The organism is Acetobacter musti (genome assembly GCF_011516835.1).
Classification (GTDB): domain Bacteria; phylum Pseudomonadota; class Alphaproteobacteria; order Acetobacterales; family Acetobacteraceae; genus Acetobacter; species Acetobacter musti.
In genome coordinates, this window is sequence record NZ_WOTB01000016.1 from 37,315 (window position 1) to 62,598 (window position 25,284).

General features: G+C 62.9%; 20 protein-coding genes and 1 pseudogene. 3 read left to right on the top strand and 18 right to left on the bottom strand.

Going from position 1 to position 25,284, the window contains the following annotated elements; translation table 11 throughout:
• Positions 1 to 221: 221 nt before the first annotated feature.
• A complete protein-coding gene (locus tag GOB93_RS12470; RefSeq protein WP_173583835.1) occupies positions 222 to 1,346 on the bottom strand; it encodes an anhydro-N-acetylmuramic acid kinase in 1,125 nt (374 codons plus the stop codon).
• A complete protein-coding gene (locus GOB93_RS12475) occupies positions 1,343 to 2,107 on the bottom strand; it encodes a GntR family transcriptional regulator (protein WP_242010751.1) in 765 nt (254 codons plus the stop codon). Before GOB93_RS12475 ends, GOB93_RS12470 begins: the two co-directional genes overlap by 4 nt.
• A 642-nt stretch (positions 2,108 to 2,749) precedes the next feature.
• Here GOB93_RS12475 and GOB93_RS12480 point away from each other — a divergent pair.
• Together GOB93_RS12480 and GOB93_RS12485 are read left to right on the top strand one after the other, a co-directional pair.
• The gene (locus tag GOB93_RS12480) at positions 2,750 to 5,227 is read left to right on the top strand and encodes a TonB-dependent receptor (protein ID WP_173583836.1); all 2,478 of its coding nucleotides are present in this window, start codon (positions 2,750 to 2,752) and stop codon (positions 5,225 to 5,227) included.
• A 9-nt stretch (positions 5,228 to 5,236) separates the two neighbouring features.
• Positions 5,237 to 6,568, top strand: coding sequence for a serine hydrolase domain-containing protein (locus tag GOB93_RS12485; protein WP_173583837.1), 1,332 nt, complete (start codon positions 5,237 to 5,239; stop codon positions 6,566 to 6,568).
• 139 nt (positions 6,569 to 6,707) lie between these two features.
• Here GOB93_RS12485 and GOB93_RS12490 read toward each other — a convergent pair whose 3' ends face one another.
• The 14 genes and pseudogenes from GOB93_RS12490 to GOB93_RS12555 form a co-directional block, all read right to left on the bottom strand.
• On the bottom strand, positions 6,708 to 7,244 hold the full coding sequence (locus GOB93_RS12490) for a CBS domain-containing protein (protein WP_173583838.1): 537 nt from the start codon (positions 7,242 to 7,244) through the stop codon (positions 6,708 to 6,710).
• 135 nt (positions 7,245 to 7,379) lie between these two features.
• On the bottom strand, positions 7,380 to 8,837 hold the full coding sequence (locus GOB93_RS12495) for an NADH-quinone oxidoreductase subunit N (RefSeq protein WP_173583839.1): 1,458 nt from the start codon (positions 8,835 to 8,837) through the stop codon (positions 7,380 to 7,382).
• On the bottom strand, positions 8,834 to 10,342 hold the full coding sequence (locus tag GOB93_RS12500) for a complex I subunit 4 family protein (RefSeq protein WP_173583840.1): 1,509 nt from the start codon (positions 10,340 to 10,342) through the stop codon (positions 8,834 to 8,836). Before GOB93_RS12500 ends, GOB93_RS12495 begins: the two co-directional genes overlap by 4 nt.
• Positions 10,339 to 12,354: an NADH-quinone oxidoreductase subunit L gene (gene nuoL, locus GOB93_RS12505; protein ID WP_173583841.1), complete on the bottom strand. Its 2,016-nt coding sequence runs from the start codon at positions 12,352 to 12,354 to the stop codon at positions 10,339 to 10,341. The genes GOB93_RS12500 and nuoL overlap by 4 nt, the downstream gene beginning before the upstream one ends.
• 67 nt (positions 12,355 to 12,421) lie before the next feature.
• Positions 12,422 to 12,730 (bottom strand): annotated as a pseudogene (gene nuoK / locus GOB93_RS12510) (NADH-quinone oxidoreductase subunit NuoK); the annotation flags it as partial.
• Position 12,731: 1 nt separating this feature from the next.
• Positions 12,732 to 13,232 carry an NADH-quinone oxidoreductase subunit J gene (nuoJ, locus tag GOB93_RS12515; RefSeq protein WP_173583843.1) on the bottom strand — a complete coding sequence of 167 codons (501 nt, stop codon included), beginning with the start codon at positions 13,230 to 13,232 and terminating at the stop codon, positions 12,732 to 12,734.
• A 6-nt stretch (positions 13,233 to 13,238) separates the two neighbouring features.
• The gene (gene nuoI / locus GOB93_RS12520) at positions 13,239 to 13,751 is read right to left on the bottom strand and encodes an NADH-quinone oxidoreductase subunit NuoI (RefSeq protein WP_173583844.1); all 513 of its coding nucleotides are present in this window, start codon (positions 13,749 to 13,751) and stop codon (positions 13,239 to 13,241) included.
• A gap of 25 nt (positions 13,752 to 13,776) precedes the next feature.
• Positions 13,777 to 14,733, bottom strand: coding sequence for an NADH-quinone oxidoreductase subunit NuoH (gene nuoH / locus GOB93_RS12525; RefSeq protein ID WP_173583845.1), 957 nt, complete (start codon positions 14,731 to 14,733; stop codon positions 13,777 to 13,779).
• Complete coding sequence (nuoG, locus tag GOB93_RS12530) at positions 14,730 to 17,546, bottom strand: NADH-quinone oxidoreductase subunit NuoG (RefSeq protein ID WP_173583846.1); 2,817 nt, start codon at positions 17,544 to 17,546, stop codon at positions 14,730 to 14,732. The genes nuoH and nuoG overlap by 4 nt, the downstream gene beginning before the upstream one ends.
• 21 nt (positions 17,547 to 17,567) lie before the next feature.
• A complete protein-coding gene (gene nuoF, locus GOB93_RS12535; RefSeq protein ID WP_173583847.1) occupies positions 17,568 to 18,863 on the bottom strand; it encodes an NADH-quinone oxidoreductase subunit NuoF in 1,296 nt (431 codons plus the stop codon).
• The gene (gene nuoE, locus GOB93_RS12540; RefSeq protein WP_173583848.1) at positions 18,860 to 19,354 is read right to left on the bottom strand and encodes an NADH-quinone oxidoreductase subunit NuoE; all 495 of its coding nucleotides are present in this window, start codon (positions 19,352 to 19,354) and stop codon (positions 18,860 to 18,862) included. The genes nuoF and nuoE overlap by 4 nt, the downstream gene beginning before the upstream one ends.
• Positions 19,341 to 21,122 (bottom strand): NADH-quinone oxidoreductase subunit C/D, encoded by a 1,782-nt coding sequence (gene nuoC, locus GOB93_RS12545; RefSeq protein ID WP_173583849.1) that lies wholly within the window; start codon positions 21,120 to 21,122, stop codon positions 19,341 to 19,343. The genes nuoE and nuoC overlap by 14 nt, the downstream gene beginning before the upstream one ends.
• A 4-nt stretch (positions 21,123 to 21,126) precedes the next feature.
• The gene (locus GOB93_RS12550) at positions 21,127 to 21,789 is read right to left on the bottom strand and encodes a NuoB/complex I 20 kDa subunit family protein (protein ID WP_408742399.1); all 663 of its coding nucleotides are present in this window, start codon (positions 21,787 to 21,789) and stop codon (positions 21,127 to 21,129) included.
• Positions 21,786 to 22,235 (bottom strand): NADH-quinone oxidoreductase subunit A, encoded by a 450-nt coding sequence (locus GOB93_RS12555; protein WP_173583850.1) that lies wholly within the window; start codon positions 22,233 to 22,235, stop codon positions 21,786 to 21,788. Before GOB93_RS12555 ends, GOB93_RS12550 begins: the two co-directional genes overlap by 4 nt.
• 254 nt (positions 22,236 to 22,489) lie before the next feature.
• On the opposite strand from GOB93_RS12555, the gene GOB93_RS12560 reads away from it, so the two are divergent.
• Positions 22,490 to 23,044 carry a phosphate-starvation-inducible PsiE family protein gene (locus GOB93_RS12560; protein ID WP_173583851.1) on the top strand — a complete coding sequence of 185 codons (555 nt, stop codon included), beginning with the start codon at positions 22,490 to 22,492 and terminating at the stop codon, positions 23,042 to 23,044.
• Between the two features lie 174 nt (positions 23,045 to 23,218).
• On the opposite strand, the gene GOB93_RS12565 is transcribed toward GOB93_RS12560, so the two are convergent.
• Positions 23,219 to 24,580 (bottom strand): aminotransferase class III-fold pyridoxal phosphate-dependent enzyme, encoded by a 1,362-nt coding sequence (locus GOB93_RS12565; RefSeq protein ID WP_173583852.1) that lies wholly within the window; start codon positions 24,578 to 24,580, stop codon positions 23,219 to 23,221.
• 207 nt (positions 24,581 to 24,787) lie between these two features.
• Positions 24,788 to 25,273, bottom strand: a complete 486-nt coding sequence (locus tag GOB93_RS12570) for an Lrp/AsnC family transcriptional regulator (RefSeq protein WP_173583853.1) — start codon at positions 25,271 to 25,273, stop codon at positions 24,788 to 24,790.
• Positions 25,274 to 25,284 lie beyond the last annotated feature (11 nt).

The window sequence follows — 25,284 nt, forward strand, 5'->3', positions numbered from 1 at the left end:
TTGGTGAAGCTTTTTTCAAAAAGCTTCAGAAGACAACGCCTTTTTGAAAAAAAGGCGGTACCAAAAAACTTTTATTAATTTTATCAAAGATTTTTCGCGTAATATCCTTTGCGGATTTTGCAACAGTCTCTCATACCCGGAATAAAACCGGAGGCCGGGGTGTCATCCTGTTGCGGAAATAAAGCTCAGAACTGGCCGCCGTCGGAAGAGCCATGTTGTGGTCACGTTCTTTCCGTACCGAAGAGCCGGTACGGGATCGGGAACAGGCCCGCGCAGGTGAGGCGGCCGCCGCTCAGCATGGCCGGAGCTCCGGTGATGGTCGGTGCGGAAAGAGGCAGATTGCGCAGAGCGCGCACCGCCAGAAACCCGAAACACTGTGCTTCCAGCATGTCGCCATCGAGGCCGGACTCATCGACCGGCCGGACGGGGGCCTGAAGAGCGCGTCTCAGCCCCTCCATCAGAACCGGGTTATGGCGGCCGCCGCCGCAGACGTACCACAAAACCGGTGTCGCGGGCAGACGCGCCCGGCGCACCGCTTCGATGGTAAAGGCCGAGAGCGTGGCGGCGCCATCCTCCGGCGTGCAGCCGGCCACCGTTTTCAGCGCGGATACGAAACTCTGCCGGTCGAGCGACTTGGGGGCGGGACGGGCGAAATACGGATCGGCCAGCAGTTTTTCAAGCAGAGCGGGGCTGGCTTTCCCCTGGCGTGCGAGCCTGCCGTCCACATCGCAGGCCTGCCCGGTATGCGAAAAGGCCCAGTCGTCAAGCAGCGCGTTGCCTGGCCCCGTATCGCAGGCATGAATACTGCCGTCCGTGTCGATAAATGTCACATTCGCCACACCGCCGATATTGAGGACGGCCAGCGGCTTCGGTGCGTCCCGCAGCAATGCGGCGTGAAACCATGGCACAAGCGGGGCGCCCTCGCCGCCGGCGGCGACGTCCGCGCTGCGGAAATCGTGAACGACGGCCAGCCCTGTTTCGCGCGAGAGCCTGTCCGCATCGCCGATCTGCCAGGTCCGGCGTTCGGCAGGGGCGTGGAGGATCGTCTGTCCGTGAAACCCGACGAGGTCGACATCCGGGAGCAGGCTGTGAAGCTCCCGGACCGCTTCGATATGCCGGAATGTGATGTCCTGCTCCGTGGCGAGAAGTTCCGGATCATCGGGCGGGAGAGACGCGGCGCGATCGAGCAGCCCCCGCGCCCGCGCGCGCAGTTCCGGCGAATAGGGCAGGCTGAGGGCCGGGCCGCAGCTTTCTATTCTCTCGCCGTCCGTCCGGATGACGGCGGCGTCCACCCCGTCGAGCGATGTGCCGCTCATCAGACCGATCGCGGTGAGCATGCCGCTCATTCTTTTTCTCCCGTAGTCCGCAGTTCGACAACAAAGTCGTAAAGATCCGCCCGATAGGATGAAAAGGTGACTTCGAGAACCCGGCCATCCGCCAGAAAGGATCGTCGTTCGATTTCCAGAACCGCGTCCGGACTGTCGATCTGCAGCAATTCGGTCTCGCGGGGGCTGGCGATACGGGCGCGGATCCGCTGGAGGGCTCGCATCGGAAGCAGATGACAGGCCTTCAGGGCTTCATAAAACGAGTCCCCGATCATGGCGGGGTCCGGCAGATAATGCTGCGAGATCACCGCTGTTTCGATCGCCATGGGCTCGCCATTGGCTGTGCGGATGCGTTTCAGGCGGATGACGCCGGCGCCTGGAGCGATGCCGAGAGCCATGGCTTCGTCCGGGCTGGCGCCGGCCGTGCATTTGTCGAGCCATATCGAGCCGGGTTCGTAACCGCGGGCGCGCATGTCTTCTGAAAAGCCCAGCAGAGCGGAGAGCGGCTGCTCGATCCGTCCGGCGACAAAGGTTCCGGCGCCCGGTTTCTGGGTCAGGATGCCGGTTTCGACGAGTTGTCCGAGCGCCTTGCGGATCGTCACACGGGAGACGCCGGTCATTTCGGCCAGTTCACGTTCCGGCGGCATGGCGTCGCCACGGCGCAGCGCTCCGCTGGCGATGAGATCGCGCAGCCGGTCGCCGACCTGGAGATAAAGCGGCTTCCGGTCATCGGGGCTTGGGGTCAGGGCGGCGAAAAGCTGTTCCGGTGTCATGGTGTCCATTCTGTTCCGGATGTCCTTTCCTGAAATGCCGCGTGCGGGCCGTCGCCGCAACGATCATGTGCCCGCACGCTGTTCTCCGGAAGAAATTTCGTGGCGGATCGAGGGCGGCGGCAGGGGCGTGCCGGCAAGGGGTCCGGCCGCATCAGGCGGAGTCCGGCGACACAGGGGAACATCAGATCGCTGGTATAAGCCGGTGTCGGAAACAGGGATGCCGGCCGGGGACGGCGTTCCCGTGGTGACTGACGAAAAGTGGCATGTTCGCCAAAGGAATGTTCGTCTGAGAAGGTCACGATGCGTGGAGGGAGAGGCGGAAACCGGAAGGGGAAGCTTTGCCGGTCGCTGGCATCCGCATTGTCATGACGTTCTCCCGTCTCTGCGCCGGTGATAATGTTTTTAACATACCGGTTCAATACCTTATCGGAGTTTTCCCGGCCGAGAGAGGTTCGGACATATTATCTGTTGCCGGTTGTTATCGCTGGACGGAACATACGGTTGCTGCCCGGATAACGATGATTCGATACCAGAATGACTTGTGTGCGGTGTATATCTGGTATTACATTGGACTTACATAATCTGCGGAAGCGGCGCCGGCGGCGTCAGGAGTCTGTTTCCGTTTCTTCTCTGGACAGGAGTGAACCTGTGATGCGCCATCGTGTTTGCCGGATCCTGGCGTCTGTCTCGTTCCTGGCGCTCCAGGCGGGCACGGCGGAAGCGGCGCAGGCGCCCTCTCACCGGAAGGGAGCGATATCGCCGCGACATCCCTTGGCCGCCGGAAAGGGTGTGTCGGGTAAAGGCGCGAACGGCGCCGGACGTGCTCCCCTGCGCTCCCAGGCTGAGGCGGCCACACTACACTCCGCGCCGCGCCCGACGATGATGGCCGCGCGGCAGTCCTCTCCGGAGGAAGTGAATGTGCATGCCGCGCTGCAGACGGCGACCGGCGTGACGGGATCGACGCCCGGTGGCGGGCTCATGCCGGAGCAGACGGCCGCAAAATCCCGCAGCGGTCTGACGCGGGATTTCATCGCCAGACAAAGTCCGACCAGCAACCCGACGACCATGGTCGCGAGCCTGCCCGGTGTTGTCACCGGCAGCGGTGATCCCCTGGGCACCAGCGATCAGCAGGTCAGCCTTTCCGTTCGCGGGCTCACGCAGTTCGAGCTTGGCTACACCTATGAAGGGATTCCGGCGGCGGACCCGCTGAACTTCTTCATTTTTACCGGAACGACGGCCGATAACGAAAATATCCAGAGCATCAGCCTTTCGCAGGGGTCCGCCGACATCTCCGCGCCGCTCTATAACGCGGTGGGTGGCCAGCTTTCGGAAACGCTGCGCGACCCGTCTCAGCATGCCGGCGGCCTGATCAACCTCGCTTATGGCTCCTATGGTCTCAACCGCGAGTTCGGCCGTGTCGACAGTGGTGAGATCGGGCATAGCGGGGTCAGAAGTTTCGTGTCTTTTTCGTACGAAGGTGCGGATAACTGGCGCGGGCCGGGACGGAGCACCCGCTACCATGTCGACGCCAAAGCTGTGAAGGAATGGGGAGAGGGCAGCCACACGGCGTTCGTTCTGTCCTATAACAGTCCGACCGGATATTACCTGGAAACACCTTCCATGGCGCAGTGGAAGGCGCTCGGCACGAAGGCGAACTACGCCGCAGATTTTCGCAAAGGCGGTTCGTCCTATTACCGTTTTCAGGAAAATCAGAGAAACTCTCTGATCCTTGGCGCGCCGACGCATTTCCGGCTGACCGACTCTCTGAGCGCCGACGTGACACCCTATTACAACTATTTCTGGGGCTACGGCGATGGCGGCACCAGCCTGCCGACCGGCACCAGCTATGTCGGCACTCAGAATACCGGTCCGTTACAGGTGGGGTCGTCGGCGAGTTCGGTCATCGCTGCGGCGATCGACACGTTTCACGAGCGCCATGGCGGTCTGAATTCGGCGCTGCACTGGAAAACGAAGCACAATACACTTTCTGTCGGTTACTGGTATTCCTACTATACGCAGCAGGAACACTCTTTTTATGCCGAGGCGGACGGGGAAGGCCGTATCGCCTCGATGACCGGAGACTATCCGATCTACACGCAGGCCGGTATTCCGCTGTCACGATACAATATCAATTTCGTTCAGCAGACAAACGCCCTCTATATTCACGATGAATTCAGGGCGTTCGATGACCGTCTGACGATCGAGGCCGGGTTCAAAGAAGCGATGGTCTCACGCATGTCGACACAGTTGATTCCGGGCGCTCATTACAAGACGACGGCCAATTATGCCGAACCGCTGCCGCAGTTTGCGGCCAGTTACAGGATCACGCCGCACGATCAGATCTATATTAACGGGACCACGGCGTTTCGCGCCCCGTCCTCGATCCTGACGATGGCGGATTATTTCAGCACGACGACCGGAGCAATCGCCCACAGCCGTGCGACAAATCTGGCACCCGAATATTCCATCGGCGAGGAAATCGGCTACCGGCATTATGGTCTGGTCAATATCTCCGCGGCGCTGTTCAACTATAATCTCACAAACCGTCAGCTCAGTTCGACGGTTTATCTCAATGGCGTGCCTACCACGGCGTCGATCAACGCCGGCGGGCAGACGTCGCGGGGCGCCACGCTGGAGCTCGGGCTGCGTCCGTGGCATCATTTCAGCCCGTATCTTTCCGGCCAGTATCTTCATGCCACGATCGACAACAACCTTGCGTCCGGCGGCGATCTTCTGCCGACCCGTGGAAAGACGGCGGTCAATACGCCGGAGTTTTCCGGAGCGATCGGTCTTTCCTATGATGACGGAGGGATGTTCGGGAGCTTCAACCTGAACTATGTTGGCTCGCAATACGCAACATTCATGAATGATCAGAAGATCCCGTCCTATATGACCGCCAATGTGACACTCGGCTATCGTTTCCCGAGCTACCATTTTGTGAAACATCCTCAGATTCAGCTGAACCTGATCAATCTCGGCAACAGCGGCTATCTGTCCGGCGCGTCCAGTCTCGTCGGCAACGCGAAGGCGACAAAAGGGATCTATGGCAGCACGATCGCGGCACAGACGCCGCTCTATTATGTCGGCGGAGGGTTCGCCGGTGTCGTCTCGGTGACGGCAGGTTTCTGAAAGACAGGTATGAGACAAAGTTCCGTCCGGTCCGCGTTTCTTCTTTCCTGTGCAGTGATCGGCATCCTTGTCCATGGGACATCCCGGGCCGCCAGGCCGGGTGGTCCCTCATCCGGGCTTTGCCCGCGACTGGACAGCGCGGTTACGGCCCGCCGGGACAATGGCAGGTTCGCCGCGGCTGACCGGGATGTGAAAGCCGGGCTCGGGCCTCACGCATCCTATCCGGGAGCGGTTCTGCTCATTGCGAAAAACGGTCATGTCGTGCATCTCGCGGCCTTTGGCGCGGCCCAGGATCTGACGGTCAGTCCGGACGGCCGGGCGGTGCCCATGGCCTCGCCGCGTCCGATGCATGACGATGAGCTCTTCGACATGGCCTCGGTCACCAAGGTCGAGGCGACGACGGCCGCTGTCATGCATCTGGTCAGTCAGGGGCGTCTGCATCCCGAAGACAGGCTGGGCGATCTTCTGCCGGTCTTCGCCGGCACGGATAAGGCGACTGTCACGGTCGAACAGCTTCTTACGCATCGCGCCGGGCTGTGGGAGTGGCAGCCGGGCTGGCTGTATCGTGACGCCGGCGGCAGCGTTCTGCCCTGGCTCGCCCGGCTTCCGCGCCGTTATGGCATCGGCGAACGATGGGCCTATTCCGATCTCGGTTTCATGATTCTCGGCGCTGTCGTCTCTCATGTTTCCGGCCTGCCGCTGGATACCTATGTCAGGCAGGAGCTGTATGTCCCGCAGGACATGACCGATACGGGGTATCTGCCATCGGCCACCCTTGCTCCGCGCATCGCCGCGACTTCTCAGGGCGACGCTTATCAGCGGCGCATGGTGGAGACGGGGAAGCCCTATCCCGTTCTGTATCCGCCCTCTCCTGATGTGCATGTTTCCTATCGTACGGGGTTTCTGGTCGGTCAGGCCAATGACGCCAACAGCTGGTTCGGCTGGGGCGGCGTTGCGGGACATGCGGGGGTATTCTCGACGGCGCTCGATGTCGGGCGTTATGCCCAGACGCTGCTGAATGGCGGATGTTACGGAAACTGGCGGCTGGCGTCACCGGAGATTGTGGCCCGTTTTGAGCAGACGCCGTCTGATGCGAAACAGGCGCTGGGATTCCGGAAGATGCAGATCGACGGCGTCACGACACCGGTTTTCGGTCATCCCGGTTTTACCGGAACGCAGTTTGCGTTTGCTCCGGAGCTGAATCTGTCCGTTGTGCTGCTGACCAACCGGCTGCACCGGCCCGATACGCCGTCGGAGAGCTACCCTGTGCTCTCCGATCTGTGGAATCAGGTGATACGCGACGCGGTCGCGGCAACGACGCAGTCGGGAGAAAAGCCCTGAGGATGGCTTCCTGATGGCAGGCCGGGTCATGGGTCTCCGGAAGCGCCTGTCCTGATCTGAGGGTTTTCAGCATCTGCCTGCCCGTTTCCGGTTGTCGGACCGGTCATGTCTGTCCGTCCGGATTCAGAAAATCGTTTTATCAGGACGCTGTTTCAGGCGTGACCTTGTCCGGATGAGATGCTCCGGGAGGCTCGCATCCGGCGAAAGGGGAGGCCCCCGGAGGCTGGACGGCGCCGTGATCGCTTCCCGTGACGTAATCCTGAAGTTCCCGCGCCTCATATTCGGCGTTCTCGGCTCTCAGTTTGACGAGATCGCCGATGCTGACCAGACCGCTCAGTTTGCCGTCTTCAATGACAGGCATATGCCGGTTGCGCGACACGGTCATCCGGCAGGCAACATCGTAAATGCTGTCATCCGGACTCGCTGTGGGAACATCTCTCAGCATGATGTCTTTTGCGGACAGGGAAGAAATCCCCTGCCCGCGTTCTGCGAGCGCTCTGACGATCATCCTTTCAGAGACCAGGCCGACGAGGCCGCCATCCGGACCGACGACGGGCGTGCCGCCGATATTGTGGCGTATCAGCGTTTCCGCGACGGAGAGAACCGGATCGTCCTCCCTGACCGTGATGACCACGCGGCCCTTGCGGGCCAGGATATGAAAGACATTTGAGGACATGAGGGTAATTCCTTTCATGTTCCGGCTGTGTTCCGGCCCTGTATTCCAGGCGGTGAGAGCCCGTTATGCTGTTTCAGTGGTATAAAATACGCATGTCATATTCTGTGGCTGTATCGGGGAGGCGTGGCCCGGTTGCTACCCGGACCGGGATGCTTTCATCACGTCCTGATATGGCGGGGTCATAGCGGGTGCTGGCAGAAGCGGGCGAAGCAGACGCGCGGGGAACAGTCCCCCGATAATCACGATGATGGTAAGAACGGTGACGAGGACAGTAAGTTCCGGCTGACGGGTTCGCGGCGGAACCATCAGGGGTGTCGCTGCGCCGGTCATGACGCGGATGATGTTCAGGTAATAATACAGTCCGATGATGCTTCCGGTCACCAGAACGGCCAGGAGCAGGTCATGCTGCCGTTCGACGCCTGTCGCGATGATCCCGAACTTGGCGAAAAACCCGATTCCGGGAGGAATGCCCGCAAGCGAAAGAAGCATCAGAGACAGTGTGACGGCGAGAAAAGGACGGGTTGAAAACAGGCCTTTCCAGTCGGCGATTTCGGTGCCATCCGGATGTCCCGGTGATCCGAAGGCGCTGATGATGGCGAATACGCCGAGGGTGCTGGCCGTATAGGCCGCGAGATAGATCGTGATGACGCCGGACTGCAACTGGCCTGGTGAGAGGACGGCGATGAGAAGATACCCGACATGCGCGATTGAGGAACATGCGAGAAGCCGCGTGAAGCTGGTCTGCTGTAAGGCCTGGAGATTTCCGCCGAGAATGGTCAGAATAATGACGGCCGGCATGAGGCTCTGCATGTAAAACGGCAGATGTCCGGTGCCGAAAAACCGGACAAGAGATGAAAATATCGCGATTTTTGAAACCATGGCGATGAATGCCGCGACCGGCACGGGGGCGCCTTCCATGACATCGGGAAGCCACAGATGAAAGGGCACGGCTGAGAGTTTGAAGAAAATTCCGATCAGAATCATGATCGTGGCGGCTGTCTGAATGCCGGGGGAACCGGCTGCGACCGGCAGGGTAAAATGCAGGGAGCCGGTCACGGCGTAGGCGAGACCGGCGCCGAAGAGAAGAATGGCCGAGGACAGTCCGGACAGAATCAAATATTTCATTGCTGCTTCACAGCCTTCCGGAAAGCGGAGACGACGGGAAGCGACAAGACCCAGCAGGGATATTCCGAGGATTTCAAGGCCGAGAAAGAAGGGGATATAGTTTGCGCTGAAGACCATGGCCACGGCGCCCAGCGTTCCCGTCAGCAGCAGGAGCGCGCTTTCATCCGCCGGATGAGCCGGATCGCGTGCCAGATCGCGCCAGGACATAAGAAGAATACTGATGGAGGAAAGAACGATCAGAATGCCGTTATAGTCCGCCCACCGGTCCTGAATGAAGAGCGTGACCGTGCCGGGGGGTGCTGAACCCACATGGCGGCCCGTCAGCGCCAGGGCCGCCAGAAATGTGATCAGGCCGATGGAGAGACTGCGCGCCGCCGAGCGTCGCCAGGCGATGGAGGCGAGAAGAACCATCGTTCCAGCCGAGAGGGCGAGCAGCGGTGAGGGCAGGAAAAGATCATGGACAATCATGGGGGGCTGACCCCTTCACCGGTCGCGGCCGTGACGGCAGGCGGAGACGGCGCCGAAAACGTCACGAAGGGCTGCGGATACAGACCGAGCACGAGCAGAAAAGCCATGACGCAGCCAAGAACCGCCATCTGTCCGGCCGGAAAATCCGTCACGGGTTTCGGGCTCGCCAGAGGGGCCGCAAGAAAGATCCCGTTCACCATCCGCAGCGAATAGATCGCGGCGAGAACCAGGCCGGTGGCCGCCAGCACCGCCATTGGCGGGCTGACATGCCAGGTGGCGAACAGGACCAGAAATTCGCCGGCGAAATTTCCGAGGCCGGGCATGCCGAGAGACGCCACGGCGAAAAACAGGCCGGCGCCGGACAGGCGGGGCATGGCGGCCCAGAGACCGCCGATCTGCCGCATGTCCCGCGTGTGCAGACGGTCCTGGATCGATCCGGCGATCAGGAAAAGCGCGCCTGTGCTCAGGCCATGGGCCAGCATCTGAATGATCGCGCCCTGCATGCCGGTCTGTGATCCGGTGAAGATTCCGAGCAGCACGAAGCCGAGATGGCTGATGCTGCTGTAGGCGATCAGGCGCTTGATGTCGTTCTGCGCGCAGGACAGCCACGCGCCGTAGAGAATGCCGGCCACGCCCAGCGCCATCGCCACGGGCGCGAAGCGGGAGGCGGCTTCGGGAAACAGCATGACATTGAAACGGATCATGCCATATCCGCCGGTCTTGAGCAGCACGCCGGCGAGAAGGACGCTGCAGGCGGTCGGGGCCTGGGTATGGGCGTCCGGCAGCCAGACATGCACCGGGACGACGGGAAGCTTGACCGCGAAAGCGATGAAAAATCCGGACATGAGCAGCAGAGATAAAGAAGGCGACAGAGGTGTGGCGGCAAGGATGAAATAATCGAATGTGAGAACGTTCGTCGCGCGATAATGGGCGATGACCAGACCGAGGATGGAGAGCAGCATGAGCAGGCCGCTGCCCTGGGTGAAGAGAAAGAATTTAATGGCGGCGCGCTGGCGGTCCTCATGGCCCCATGCGGAAATCAGGACGAACATGGGAACCAGCATCAGTTCCCAGAAAAAGAAGAACAGGAACAGGTCGGTGGCGAGAAATGTGCCGATGATTCCGGTAATGGTCGACAGGAACAGAAAATGGAAAGCTCCGGCATTCGTTTTGACCTGACGTGTCGCCAGCAGGACGGCGGGCAGTGACAGGATGAGGGTGAGCCAGATCAGGGACAGGGAAAGTCCGTCCATGTCGAGCCGGAACGCGATCCCCATGGCGGGAATCCATGGGACGGAGAAATGATCGGTCCAGGGTCCGTTATGGATGGAAGGTCGTAAGGTGGCTGCCAGAAGCAGGAGCGTTTCGATCACGAGGACCATGAGGCTGATCCGCCACGGAGCCTCGCGGTTTCGCAGGACCGTCGCGGCGCGGGGGCGGTCGGCGAGCCAGGCGGCGATACCGCCCAGAAAGGGCAGGAGCACCAGGGCGGGAAGCGGGCTCATGCCAGCAGCGCCGAGGCGAGAGCGGCGCACAGCCCGGCCACGATCCAGGCCGCGTACCAGCGGACCCGGCCATTCTGCAGACGGGTCAGCAGAAGATCGCCTTCTCTGGTCATGGTGATGGTTCCCGCGGACGCCAGGCCGAGCGAGCCGGCTCTTACCTGAAGGAAAAACAGGCTCAGGCGACGGGTCATTCTGCCGGCGCCGGTTATCAGCCCGTCGATGATATCGTGCCGGGTGAGCCAGGCGAGAAAACGGAAGGGCTGTACAAAAAAGACGTCATACAGTCTGTCGGTTCCCGATCCGGCTCTGGCCAGACTCACGATGGCCGCCTGTCCGGGGACTTCCCGCATGACGGGTCTGGTGCGTCCCCAGAGAACCCATGCGACGGCGAGGCCGGCAACGGGTGCGATGCCGCCCGCGAGCAGAAGCCAGCGCGGCGCTTCAGCCCCGGAGATGGCTATATGGGAGACGGCGTCAGGAGAGATAGCGGCAGAGGAGCCAGCGGCGGCGGGGGCGAGCATATGGGTGAAGAGGTGGACCGGGACGAGTGCGTCCGGCATTTCCACGAAGCCTCCGGCCAGGGAGAGAAAAGCGAGGCAGGCGAGCGGAATCGCCATGAGGCGCGGTGTCCGGCCGGAGATCGCGGTTTGCGGCTGTCCGGGGAAGATGATGAACACGCAACGGAAGATATAGAGCGCAGTCAGAAAAGCGCCTGCGAGGGCCGCGCCCCATAACAGATGTCCGGACAGGGCGAGACCCGGTGCCAGGGCGAACGAGGCGGGCCAGACGGAGGAGAGAATCATTTCCTTGCTGTAAAAACCGGCTGTGATCAGAGGCAGGCCGGCCAGCGCGGACGCTCCGGCCAGAAACGCGGCCGCGACACCCGGCATGGCGCGGAACAGGCCGCCCATACGGAAGATGTTCTGCTCATGATGCACGCGCGCGATGATGGCGCCAGCCGTGAGAAAGAGCAGCGCCTTGAAGAAGGCGTGTGTCACCAGATGAAAGAGCGCCGCCTGCCATATCCCGGTTCCAAGGGCCAGAAACATGTAGCCGAGCTGGCTGATAGTGGACCAGGCCAGAATCCGTTTGAGGTCGGTCTGCACGAGCGCGGTGCAGGCCGCCATCAGAAGGGTCAGCGTGCCGGTCACGGCCATCAGAGTCATGACGAGCGGCGCCGCCGTGAACAGCATATGCAGACGCGCGATGAGGTAGACGCCGGCTGTCACCATGGTGGCGGCGTGGATGAGGGCGGAGGTCGGGGTGGGGCCGGCCATGGCGTCGGGCAGCCAGGTCTGGAACGGGATCTGCGCCGATTTGGCGAGAGCCCCGATGAGCAGGAACAGCGCGGCTCCGGAAACCACGGAGGATGAAAGCTGGCCTGTCGTGACGGCGGACAGGATATGGCTGATCTGAAGGGAGCCGCCGGCGGAGGTCATGAGCAGGAGCAGGCCGCACAGCATGGCGGTGTCGCCGATCCGGGTGATGTAGAACGCCTTGCGCGCGGCGGCGGTATTGGCGGGATTTTCATACCAGAACCCGATGAGAAGATAGGAGCAGAGCCCCACGCCTTCCCAGCCGATGAACAGACAGAACAGATCCGAGGCGAGGACCAGCACGAGCATCGCGGCCACGAAGAGAGTCATGCAGCCAAAGAACCGGGCTATGCCGGGATCGTCGGCCATATACCGGGCCGCATAAAGATGGATCAGAAACCCGACGACTGTGACGACAAGAATCATCACGAGAGAGACCGGATCGAGCAGGAAGGACATGTGGGCCGAGATGTCCGCTGTCCGCATCCATTCCCATAATGTGATCTGAAAGGGATCAGCGTTTGTCCGGGACAGAAGCAGAAACGCAAGAACCATGCTGATCACGGCGGAGAACCCGACGGACCCCGCCGCCAGCAGACCGGCGCCCCGCGCGGAGATCCGTTTCGCGAAGAGGAACAGGATGACCGACGCCGCGAGCGGGCTGAGAATAAGCAGGGGCAGGAGAAATCCGGGCATGATCCTATCCTCGCTGCAGATTGCCGGGCTGCGGATTACCAGACAGCGGATTGCCAGACCGCAGATTACCGGGCAGCAGGTTGCCGGTATCGGCGTCGAGCGATGGCCGTCCTCTGGCGTGCAGGCACAGGATGATCGCAAGCCCGGCCGCCGTTTCGGAGGCCGCGAGAGCGAGGATCATCAGGAACATCACCTGCCCGGATGCGTCGTGCCATCGCGCGCCGGCGGCCACGAAAACGAGCGCCGCTGCATTCAGCATGATGTCGAGCGACATCAGCATGAACAGGAGATCGCGGCGCACCAGCACACCGGCGAGACCGGTCGCGAAAAGCAGCGCGGCCAGCAGTAATGCGTCACTGAGAGAAAGAACGGACATGTCAGCGCTCCCTCAGCCGGTGGCGTCCGATGTGAAAGGACGTGACGAGACCGGAGAGAAGCAGGAACGAGGCCAGCTCGACCATCAGCACGTAGGGGCCGAACAGACTCAGGCCCACGTCCCGCGCTGTCAGCAGGTCCGGCGCGGCGGTGTCGTCAGGACGGAAGGGGAGGGTGTACAGAAGTTCGCCGCACAGAAGGGTTGCGAGCAAAGCGGGGCCGAGCCATGCGCGGGGTCTGAGCCACTCCTTTTCCCGGTCGCTGTCCGGTCGTCCCAGATTGAGCATCATGATGACGAAGACAAAAAGCACCATGACGGCGCCGGCATAGATGATGACTTCCAGCGCGGCGGCGAACGGCGCGCCGAGCAGGGCGAACACCACCGCGAGCGCCAGCAGGGTGACGACCAGCCAGAGCACGGCATGCACGGCCACCCGGCGCGTGATGACCATGATGGCCCCGATGAGCGTGATGGCTGCGGAGAGGAGAGCGAGAAACTGCATGGCGCGTCACGGCAGCAGGCTGTGGAGATCGACGGGGGGCCGTTCATGCGCGGACTCACCCCGCTCCTTGCCGGGAATGGGGACGCCCGCGACGCGCCAGAAGCTGTAATCGGGGTATTTCCCGGTCCCGCTGATCAGCAGATCGTCCTTTTCATAGACGAGATTCGGCCGCGCATATTCGCTCATCTCGAAGTCGGGCGTGAGCTGGATCGCATAGGTCGGGCAGGCTTCCTCGCAAAATCCGCAGAAAATGCAGCGGGAAAAATTGATCCGGAAATATTCCGGATACCAGCGTCCGTCCTGTTCGGCCTTCTGCAGGCTGATGCAGTCCACCGGGCAGGCAACGGCGCAGAGATTGCAGGAGACGCATCGTTCCTCGCCGTCAGGGTCGCGTGAGAGGATGATCCGGCCACGATAGCGCGGCGGCAGGTAAGGCTGTTCCTCCGGATACTGCACGGTCACGCGGCGTTGGAAGGCGTGCAGGAAAGTCAGCATCAGGGTGCGCAGGGTATCGAGCATGGGACATGCCTTTCCGTTCGGAGCCTTATCCGGCTGAGCGCAGCATCAGGACGGTTCCGGTGGCCGTGACATTGAGAAGGGAGAGGGGCAGCAGAACTTTCCAGCCCAGCGCCATAAGCTGATCGTAACGCAGACGCGGGAGGGCGGCCCGCAGCAGGATGAACAGCACGACGACCGCGCCGGTCTTGAGCGCGAACCAGACGATTCCGGGAAGGACCGGCCCCTGCCAGCCTCCGAGCCAGAGCGTGGTCACGAGAGCGGAGATGAGGACGATCCCGGCATATTCGGCAATGAAGAACATCCCGAACTTCATGCCGGAATATTCTGTATGGAACCCGGCGCCGAGCTCGTTCTCGCCTTCGGGAAGATCAAACGGGAGCCTGTGTGTTTCGGCAATGCCCGCCAGAAGGAACACGATGAGACCCACGCACTGGGGGATGACGAACCACATGCGGGTCTGCGCCGTGACGATGTCGTACAGACTGAACGAGCCGGCGGTCATGACGACGCCGAGCAGGGAAATTCCCATGAAGACTTCATAGCTGATCATCTGCGCGGCGGCCCGCATGCCGCCGAGCAGGGCGTATTTACTGTTCGAGGCCCAGCCCGCGAGGACGACCGCATAGACGCCGAGCCCCATCATGGCGAGGACGAACAGCAGCCCGACATTCAGGTTTCCGGCGATGCCGCTCAGGGCGGTGACGGGGATGACGGCGAATGACATCAGGACCGTCATCATGCCGATGACCGGAGCGAGCACGAATACGCCTCTGTCGGCGAATGGCGGAATCCAGTCCTGCTTGAAAAGCAGCTTGATGCCGTCGGCCACGGCCTGAAACAGGCCTCCCGGCCCGACGCGGTTGGGGCCGTAGCGGTCCTGCCATAATCCGAGGAGGCGTCGTTCCACCCAGGTCAGCAGGGTGGCGAGGGCGAGGATGATCAGCGGCGTGAGAAGGATGGACAGCAGGGGAAGCGGTGTCATGACCGGTCTCCTTCGGGAGCGGCGAAGGTCAGATGCGCGAGGCGGGGAAAGACGAAACCGGGCGCCACCATATGGGACGGACAGAGAACGATCCCGTCCGGCAGGCCGGGCAGCGGTTCCGCGGGCAGCACGTGCGGACCGTCCGTCAGGTGCAGCGTGACGGATGCGCGCGGGGTGGCGTCCGCACCGGCGCTGGCAGAGGCAGCACCTGCATCGGCACTGGCTGAATTACGGGCGGAGACGCGCAGACTGGCGGGCGCGGCGCGGGCGGCGACAGGCGGGGACAGCATGCTCAGTTCCTCGCTGCCGAACAGCCGCGTTTCGGGAAGCACGAGAACGGCGTCGTTCCGTGGCGTGAACGGTTCCGGAATGTCGGCGCTGTAAGAATACTGTGTGGGATTGCCGTTTTCATGAGTCCGGTCGGCGAACAGCCGGACGCCCGACGGTCCGCCGCGCATACTGCCTCCGATTTCCTGCTGAAACCGGTTGAGGGCCTGGACGGAGTTCCATGACGGCACCTGGAAGCCCGGCACGAGAGGCGAGGGCATGTCCGTGGTGTAGGCGCCTTCCATCGAACTGCTGAAGGGCGTGTCCGGGCTGGCGGGCGGCGGCTGATCGCGCACGCTGATATGGGACCGGATGACGGTCCGCCCGCTGGCGCGGTATGTCTGGCTGCGCAGTTTCTGGTTCTCAAGACGATACGCCGCATCGGGAGCCGTCTTCACCGCGCCGGCCAGGGCCGGGAATTCCCACGCCAGCGCTGCGAGCACATCATCCAGGGTGCGCCAGCCGGTCAGTCCTGTTGCGGCGGGGCGTGTTCCGGTATCCGGTTTCTCTCCCGTCTCCTGCCCGTTCCGGCTGCGGGCGAGGGCCTGAATCCAGCGCCAGCTCGCCTGAACGGGGGCTGCGGCGTAGACGGCCTGGAAGAAGCGCTGCGCCCTGCCTTCCTGGCTGACAAGCGTGCCGCTGTATTCGGAAAAAGCGGCGGCGGGAAGGACGAGGGTGGCGTCCTGACAGAGCGGCGTCATGCTGTGGTCGATGATGACGACGGAGCGCACTGCTTCCATCAGCTCCGCCAGGGATGCGGGGTCGAGCCGGCGGGTAAGATCGTTTTCCACCACGACGAGCGTGCCGATCCCGCCTGATCTGGCCTTCATCATCACGGATTCAAGCGTCAGGCCGCCGAGCATGGCCAGGCCCATGCTGTTGCAGTCGGGCAGGACCAGGGACAGGCCGGCCATGGGCGTTCTTCCGGCCAGAGCAGCAGCGATCCCGGAAGCGGCCCGCATCAGCGCGGGCGAGCCATACTGCATGCCCGAGACGATCAGCGGCTCTTTCGCTGCCATCAGCGCGGTGGCGATCCGGTCGGCCAGCAGGGCGTCTTCTTCCGTCAGATCCGGGACATCGGGGGCTCCCGCGTCGATCCGGTGAGCGATGGCGAAGCCGAGGCGGGCGATGTCGTCGGGGGCCGCGCGCCGCGTTTCTCCGGCGATGCTGTCCAGGTCGGTGGGGGCGGGGGTGAGGACGAACAGGCCGGAGGCGCATTCCGTTCCCAGGGTGCGGACGGCGGCGTCCATCCATCGCGGCACTTTCGTGGCGTCGGCGGCGTGGAAAGCGGGCTGCCGGACGGACTGGCGCAGCGACAGCCCGAGCCGGGGCGCAGTGGCGCAGACATCCTCGCCGAGAATCAGGACCGCGTCCGCGCTTTCCATCTCATGCAGGGTCGGGAGACGGCCCGGATGCTGCCCGAGAAGGGTGTGGGCCAGTTCCGCGCAGCTCTGCTCCTGCTCCGTCTGGCCGGTCGAAAAACAGTCGGCGCCGACCAGCATGCGCAGGCTGAAACAGGTTTCGAGAGAGGCGCGCGACGAGGCGATGCCCACCACCGCGCCATTCGCGGCCATGCGCGCGAACTGCGTCATCGCGTCCTGGGTGGGAACGGCGATCCGCTGCCCGTCGATGATCCGCAGCGGCGCGCGGATACGGGACGATGCGCTGACGAAGCCATGGCCGAACCGGCCACGGTCGCACAGCACGTAGCGGTTGACGTCCTCATTGTATCGATTGAGAATCCGCCTGACGGTTTCTTCACGTGCGTTAACAATGGTGTTGCAGCCCACAGCGCAGTGCACGCAGACGGACGGCGCGCCGCGCAGGTCCCATTTGCGGCTGTAGACGCCTGAGAACGGCTTGTCGGTGAACACGCCGGTCGGGCAGATTTCGGCCAGATTGCCGCTGAAGGGGTTCTCCAGCGTCCCGTCCTCCGCGCGGCCGAACCAGACATTGTCATGGGAGCCGAACACGGCGAGATCGTCGCCTCCCGCGTAATCGCGATAGAACCGCACGCAGCGATAGCAGGCGATGCAGCGATTCATCTCGTGCTTTACGAAAGGGCCTAGATTCTGGCTGCGATGGGTGCGTTTCGTGAACCGGTAGCGGCGGGTGTTGTGACCGGTCATGACGGTCATGTCCTGAAGATGGCACTCGCCGCCTTCCTCGCAGACCGGGCAGTCATGAGGGTGGCTGACCATCATCCATTCGATGACGCCTTCCCGAAATTCCTTTGCGCCGGCATCGTCGATCGAAACGATGGCGCCGTCGCTCACCGGGGTCATGCAGGCCATCACGATCCGGCCGGTTTTGTCCTCCGGCCCGCTGAACTGTGTGACCGCGCACTGGCGGCAGGCGCCCACAGAACCAAGCTCGGGATGCCAGCAGAAATAGGGCAGGTTCGCCCCGGCTTCCAGGCAGGCGTGCAGCAGATTGATGTCGGGCCGGCTGGGGCAGTCTCGTCCGTCGATCCGGATGGTGATCATGATCCCGCTCCCTTTCCGGCGTCAGGCGGCGTGGCGCAGCGGGCAGCCGCGCCGGGTTATATGGGCCGCGAAATCCTCGGCGAAGAGCTTCAGGCCGCTGGCGAGGGGCGCCATGGCCCCCGGCGCGTGCGCGCAGAAGGTTCGCCCCGGCATGCCGAGCATCCGGCCATGGCGGGCGAGCTGGTCGAGATCGTCATGTTCGCCCGTGCCCTCCTCGATCGCGGCCAGCAGACGTTCCACCCAGGGCAGGCCCTCGCGGCACGGCGTGCACCAGCCGCAGGATTCCTGAGCGAAAAAATGCTCGAGATTGAGGATCATGCCGACGGGACAGGTGCGGTCGTCGAGAATGATGGCCGTCCCGGTTCCGAGACGGCTTCCGGCTTTCTCCACGGAGCCGTAATCCATCGCGATATCGAGCGATGTGACATCGAGAAACGCGGTCGATGCGCCGCCCGGCAGCAGCGCGCGCAGTTCGTAGCCGGGCCGCATGCCGCCCGCATGGTCTTCGATGATCTGGCGCAGCGGGGTGCCGATCGGCAGTTCCCATGCGCCCGGACGACGCACGCGGCCGCTGACCCCGTACAGCTTGGTTCCGCCGTCGCCGCCCGTGCCGAGACCGACGAACCATTCCGGCCCGTTGACGAGAATATGCGGAAGATTGCAGAGTGTCTCGACATTGTTCACGACACTGGGCGCGCCCCACAGGCCGCCTGTCTGCGGAAAGGGCGGCTTGCTGCGCGGTGTCGCGCGCCGTCCTTCCAGCGCGGTCAGAAGGGCGGTTTCCTCGCCGCAGATATAGCGCCCGGCGCCGGAATGTACGTGGATGTCGAAACTGAAGCCGGAGCCAAGGATATTCTCGCCGAGCCAGCCGCGGCTCCGCGCTTCGGAAATGGCCCGTTCCAGACGCTGACAGGCAAGATGATATTCGCCGCGCAGAAAGACGACGCCATGCCCGGCCTGGATGGCGTATGCCGCCAGCAGCATGCCTTCGATGAGCTGCAGCGGGTTTCCTTCCAGCAGCCACCGGTCCTTGAAGGTGCCCGGTTCCATCTCGTCGGCGTTGGCGATGAGATATTTCCGGCGCTCCGAAGCCGGTTCTTTCGGAACGAAGCTCCATTTCTGGCCGGTCCCGAACCCGGCGCCGCCCCGGCCGCGCAGCCTGGAGCGCGTGACGATGTCGATCACCTCGCCCGGGGCGAGGCCGTTCAGCGTCCGGCGCGTGGCCTGCCAGCCTCCGCGCTGTTCGTAGGTCGCGCAGTCCGGAGGGCCGGCCTCGGGGTCGATCATCGCGGTCAGCGGACGGACGGCCAGGTTCATCGGTGCGACTCCCTCAGACTGTCCGTGATCCGGTCGAGATGTTTCACATCGACATCGCCGTGCAGGCTTTCATCGACGAGCATGGCCGGCGCGTGGTCGCAGTGCCCGATGCAGACGGTCGGCAGAAGGGTGATGGCGCCGTCCGGCGTGGTTTCTCCCGGCCGGATGCCCAGTGTTTCGCGGAGATGCGCGCAGAGACGCTCCCGTCCCATGATCCAGCAGGAGACGCTGTCGCAGAGCAGGATGACATGATGCCCGACCGGTTTGCGGAACAGCAGATTGTAATATGTCGCGATGCCGTCGAGATCGTCGGGCGACATGTCGAGGAGCCGCGCCACCTCCCGCAGATGCGGTGTGCTGATCCATCGGAAACGGGCCTGGACCAGGCGCAGGGCGGCGATCGCGGCGCCGCGCGGCCGCAGTTCCGCTTTTGCGAGAGCGAGGATTTCCGTCTGCATCGGGACGGGGAGCGGGTGGTCAGCGGTCGACATCGGCCATCACGAAATCGATGCTGCCGATGATCGCGATCAGGTCGGCGATCATCACGCCGCGGCTGAGGAGCGGGATCATCTGCAGATGGGCGAAGGAGGGTGTGCGGATGCGGGTCCGCCAGGAGGTGGTGCCGCCGTCGCTGATCAGGGTGTAGCTGTTGAGTCCTTTCGTGGCCTCGACACAGGCGCGGGCTTCTCCGGGCGGAATGACCGGTCCCCAGCTGACACTGAGAAAATGATGAATCAGGGTCTCGATATCCTGCATCGTCCGGGCTTTCGGCGGCGGCGCTGTGAGCGGATGATCCGCTTTCACCGGGCCGGCCGGCATGTTGTCGACACACTGGCGGATGATCCGCAGGCTCTGGCGGATCTCCTCGACATGCACGGCGATCCGGTCGTAACAGTCGCCGTTCGTGCCGGTGGGGATATCGAATTCGAGCTGATCGTAGCAGGCATAGGGCGCGTGCCTGCGGTAATCCCAGGCGGGTCCGCAGGCGCGCAGCCCCGGTCCGGTGACGCCCCATTCCACGGCTTCCGCGGCGGTGTAGGCGCCGATGCCTTTCGTGCGGGCGCGGAAGAAGGGATTACGCATCACCATCGCGTCGTATTCATCGAGACGCTTCGGCAGATCGTCGAGAAAGGCCCGGATCAGCCCGTCCCAGCCGGCGGGCAGGTCCATCGCCACCCCGCCGATACGGAACCAGGCCGGGTGCATGCGAAAGCCGCAGATGGCCTCGATGATCCCGAAGACACGCTCCCGGTCGGTAAACATGTAGAACACAGGAGAGAGTTGTCCGACATCCTGGGCCATCGTGCCGTAGAAGACGAGATGGCTGGCGATGCGGAACAGTTCGGCCAGCATAACCCGGATCATCTGCGCGCGGGGCGGGACGGTGATGCCGGCCAGGGTTTCGACCGCCATCACATAGGGGAAATTGTTCATGACCCCGCCGAGATAGTCCACACGGTCGGTATACGGGATATAGGTATGCCAGGACTGGCGCTCTCCCATCTTCTCCGCGCCGCGATGGTGAAAGCCGATATCGGGCACGGCGTCGACGATGCGCTCGCCTTCCAGCTGCAGAATGATCCGGAAGACGCCGTGCACGCTCGGGTGATTGGGGCCGAGATTGAGAAACATGAAGTCGCTGTGGTCGCTGTGCCGCTTCATGCCCCACAGGGAGGGATCGAAATGCAGCGCCTCCTGTTCGTGCTGTTCCTGATCTTCCGTGAGGCTGTAAGGCGGCATCTCGGTGGCGCGGGCGTGATGATCCTTGCGCAGCGGGTGATCCGTCCATGTGGGCGGTGTCAGGATACGGCGCAGGAAAGGGTGGCCGGTGAACCGGATGCCGAACAGGTCCCAGATTTCCCGTTCATACCAGTTGGCGTTGGGCCAGAGGTCGCTGATCCCCGGCAGTTCGGGCGCGTCGCCGGTCAGCGGAACCTTGATCCGGATTTCATCGGCGCGCGCGGCCAGGGACATCAGGTGATACACCACCGTGAAGCTCGCCTCGGGCTGACCGTTCCGGTGCAGGCGCCCGCGTTCGTCGATCGCGGTCACGTCGAAGAGCATGAGCGCGTCGGCGCCCTGTTCCTTCAGCCTGGCGAGGGCGGGACGCAGATCGGACGCCGCGATCCACAGGACCCGCACGCCGTCGCGTTCCTGCTGCGATGCCAGGATGACGGGAGAATGACACAGATCGGAAACCGCTCCCGTCAGCGCGTCCGGTCTGGTCAGTCCGGCTGAGACGGTGGCGGTGAGGGTCATGGCGTCAGATCCCGTCCGGCGAGCGAAGATCCCGCATGGTCCGGCGGGTGCTGCGTTTCGCGTCCCGCAGGCTGGGAGGCGTGATGGCCTCCACGCCCTGTTCTCCGACCATCCAGCTCAGAGGACGCCTGTGCGCGCCAATGGATTTCTGCAGCAGCATCAGCCCTTCCAGGAGAGCTTCCGGCCGTGGCGGGCAGCCGGGGACATAGACATCGACCGGCAGGAAGCTGTCCACGCCCTGCACGACGCTGTATATGTCGTACATGCCGCCGGAATTGGCGCAGGACCCCATCGAGATCACCCAGCGCGGTTCCAGCATCTGGTCGTAAAGATGCCGGATCACGGGCGCCATTTTGACGAACACGGTCCCCGATATGACGATGAGATCGGCTTCGCGCGGGGTGGAGCGCAGCACTTCCGAGCCGAAGCGGGCGATATCGAATTTGCTGGTAAAGGCGGTTGCCATCTCGACATAGCAGCAAGACAGGCCGAAATTCAGCGGCCAGACGGAATTCTTCTGACCCCATGAGACGAAATCCTGAAGCCGTCCCATGACGAGATTGCGTCGTATGGTTTCCGTGAAGCTGACGGACGCCGTGGGCATCTGTCCTGCCGGAGCTTTTGCCCCCGCCGGTGTGCCCGTGGCGGGCCTGAGGGACCAGGTCATGCCGTGCGTCCCTTTTCGCCGGGGGGTGCCGGGCTGGGCGCCAGAGTGTCTGTGGGGAGGACGCGGGGCAGGGGACCCCAGTCGAGCGCGCCCGCCCGCCAGAGCCAGGCCAGGGAGACCGCGAGGAAGAGGATGAAAACGAGGGCCGCGCCATATCCGGCCCATCCGGCGTCCCTGACGACCGTCGCCCAGGAAAAGAGAAAAGCCGTTTCGACGTCGAAGATGACGAAAAACACGGCTACCAGATAATACTGCACCGGCAGACGGAGATGGGCCGAGCCGGTCGGGATGATTCCTGATTCGAACGGCAGCGACATGGAGCGGCCTCTCGCCGCGCCGGCCCGTCTGGTCCCGGTCATGGCGGATAATCCCAGCATGCAGCCGGAAAGGCCTGCGATCACAAGCGCATAGACGAGCAGGGACCGGATGTCGGAAAGATCCATCATGTCAGGGCCATCCGTTTGTATTTGTTGTATTTGTTTTTTGTCTGAACGGAGACGTCTTATGTAATGCTATCGAAGTCCGGTGACGGCGATCAGTGCGGGAGCTGCCGGACGCTGACATGCTGCCCTGGGGTGACCGGGAGGAAAACCGGAGGGAGCTGCTGATCGCTATACGCCGCGTTGCGGGGTAAGTTTCGCAAAGATTCGGGCCGGAACGAATCTTTTTAAGGATCATGGTGGGAAAGGGACGCAGAGTTATGGACAACCCGAAAGAGGGTGGCGAGCCCCACGATCCTTTCTCCCGCGAGGCGCTTCGTCTGGGTCGCAGTTTTCGGGAAATGAATCTCTACGAAGGCTTCGAGCTTCTGATCATGCTGATCCTGACGGCGCTGATCATGGTTGTCACGACTGTCGCGACCTGGAATCTGACCAGGGAGGTCTGGCGGCTGATGTGGTTCGGTCAGATCAGCCTGGAGAACGCGCCGACCTTTCAGAGCGTCTTCGGGAACATCTTCACGGTCATTATCGCTCTGGAGTTCAAGAGTTCGCTGCGGATCAGCCTCTCGCACAACAAGGACGTGGTGCGTGTCCGGACGATCGTGCTGATCGCGCTGCTGGCGGTGTCGAGAAAATTTATCATCCTCGATCTCAACGAGGTCCGGCCCATGGAGATGATGGCTTTCTCCGCCGCCGTGCTTGCACTGGGTGTCGTCTACTGGCTGATTCGCGAGCAGGACACGCGGGTCGCCGCTCAGGCCGCGCAGCTTTCCTCCGGGGAGAGAGTGCCTCGGGATTTTCCTCCGAAACACTGAGAGGCTGTTTCAAAAGGCGTTTGCAGGCTTTGCAGAGAGCAGGTGCGGTGGCTTTTCGGGGCTTTGCCCCGAACCCCACAAAGGGACGCAGTCCCTTTGATCCCGTTTTGTTAAGTTAAACGGGTGACGGAACGGGCGTTGTTCCCGTTCCGTCAGAGGCAGCGATCCTTCGGGTCACCGTCCGATATCGGCGCCGACCCTGTCGAGCACGCGGGTGATCCGGTCGCACAGAATGTCGATCTCTTCCTCCGAGCAGCACAGCGGCGGGGCGAGACCGATGATATCGTCGCCAAAGGCCCGGAACAGGACGCCTTCCTCGTATCCGACCGCCGCGAGCTTCTTTGAAATACCGAGTTCGGGTGACGGTTTTGTCTTCAGGGTCTTGTCCGTCACCAGTTCGATGCCCGCCAGCATGCCGCTGATCCGGACATCGCCCACGAGCGGATGGCCGCGCATGGCGTCCAGTCGCGTGGCAAGACGTTTGCCGGCCGTCACGCCGCTGGCCAGCACGCCGTTCTGATAGAGATCGAGCACCGCGAGGCCGACGGCGGCGCTGACGGGGTGGGCGCTGTAGGTCATGCCGTGGCCGACGGCGACGCCCGGAGGATTGTTGTCACGAATGGTCGTGTAAATGTCTTCGGACATGAAGACCGCGCCCATCGGGGCGTAGCCGGAGGTCAGTCCTTTCGCGACGGTCATCATGTCGGGCACGACATTCTCGTGTTCGCAGGCGAAGAGCGGGCCGGTCCGGCCGAAACCGGTGATGACCTCGTCGGCGACGAAGAGGATGTCCAGGGCGCGGCAGGCCTCGCGCATCGCGGTGAGCCAGCCGGCGGGCGGGACGATGATGCCGCCGGAGCCCTGCACGGGTTCGCAGAAGAAGGCGGCGACGTTCCGGGCGCCGAGTTCCTCCACTTTCGCATGCAGCGCCGCGACGGAGGAGGCGATGATCGCCGCGTCGGAACTGTCGCCCTCATGGCGGTAAGGATACGGGCTGGGGATGTGGTGCTGCCATGTGAGCGGCACGTCGGCGTTGCGGTGGAAGGCGGCGAGGGCCGTCAGACCGGCGCCGGTATAGGTGGAGCCGTGATAGCCGCGAGTGAGGCCGATGACGTGTTTCTTTTCAGGCGTGCCGCGGGCGTGCTGATAGAAGCGGATGAAGCGGAGCGCGCTGTCCACGGCGTCCGAGCCGCCGAGCGAGAAGAAGACGCGGTTAAGGTTTCCGGGCGTGAGGGCGGCCAGCCGGTCGGCGAGTTCGATCGCGGCCTCGCCGGCGAAACCGAAATAACCCGTGGCGTAGGGCAGCGCCGTCATCTGGGCGGTGGCCGCCTCGACCACGCTCTGGCAGCCATATCCGACATTGACGCACCAGAGGCCGGCGAATCCGTCGAGGAGTTCCTTCCCGTCGATATCGGTCAGCCAGGCGCCTTTGCCGGATTTCAGAATCCGGGGGCCGGTTTCTTCATGGTCGCGCCATGCCGATACGGGATGAATGAGATGGTTCCGGTCTGCCTGGATCAGGCGATCCTTGTTCATGATGGTCCCAGTCCGCTTATGGAGGAATGCCGGTTACAGAAACATGCCATTGAGGGCGCTCCGGATGAGGGCGCTCTGTGAGACCACTCTGGCAAAAGCCGGCGGCAGATGCGACCGGACTCGCGGGCGGGGACAGCAGAACCTGCTGTTTTGATGACGACACCGGAATGATGGACGCGGGGCCGGCCTGGGGTCCGGCGCGGAGGGCTATTCGATCAGGCTGTCGACAGACACGGCGGGTTTCACGATCGGGGATTTGATCACGATATAGCTGAAATATTTCTCGATCCCGATCCCGCTGTCGAGCAGGCTTTCGATGGTCTGCTGGTAGTGATCGACGTCGCGGGTCACGAATTTCAGCAGGTAGTCATACCCGCCGCTGACGAGATGACATTCGACGATGGAAGAGACCTTGCGGATATGGGCCTCGAAGCGCGAGAAATCGTCGCGGCGGTGATCCGAGAGCGTGACTTCCGTAAAGACGGTGAGCAGGCTGCTGATCCGGTTCAGATCGATCTGCGCGCCGTAGCTGGCGATATATCCGCTTTTTTCCAGCCGTTTGACGCGGATGAGGCAGGGGCTGGCGGAGAGACCGACACGTCGCGCCAGTTCGACATTGGTCAGTCTCCCGTTCCGCTGCAGTTCGGCAAGGATGCGGAGGTCGATCCGGTCAAGTTTCGAGGATGACGTCATCGAAAGCGGTC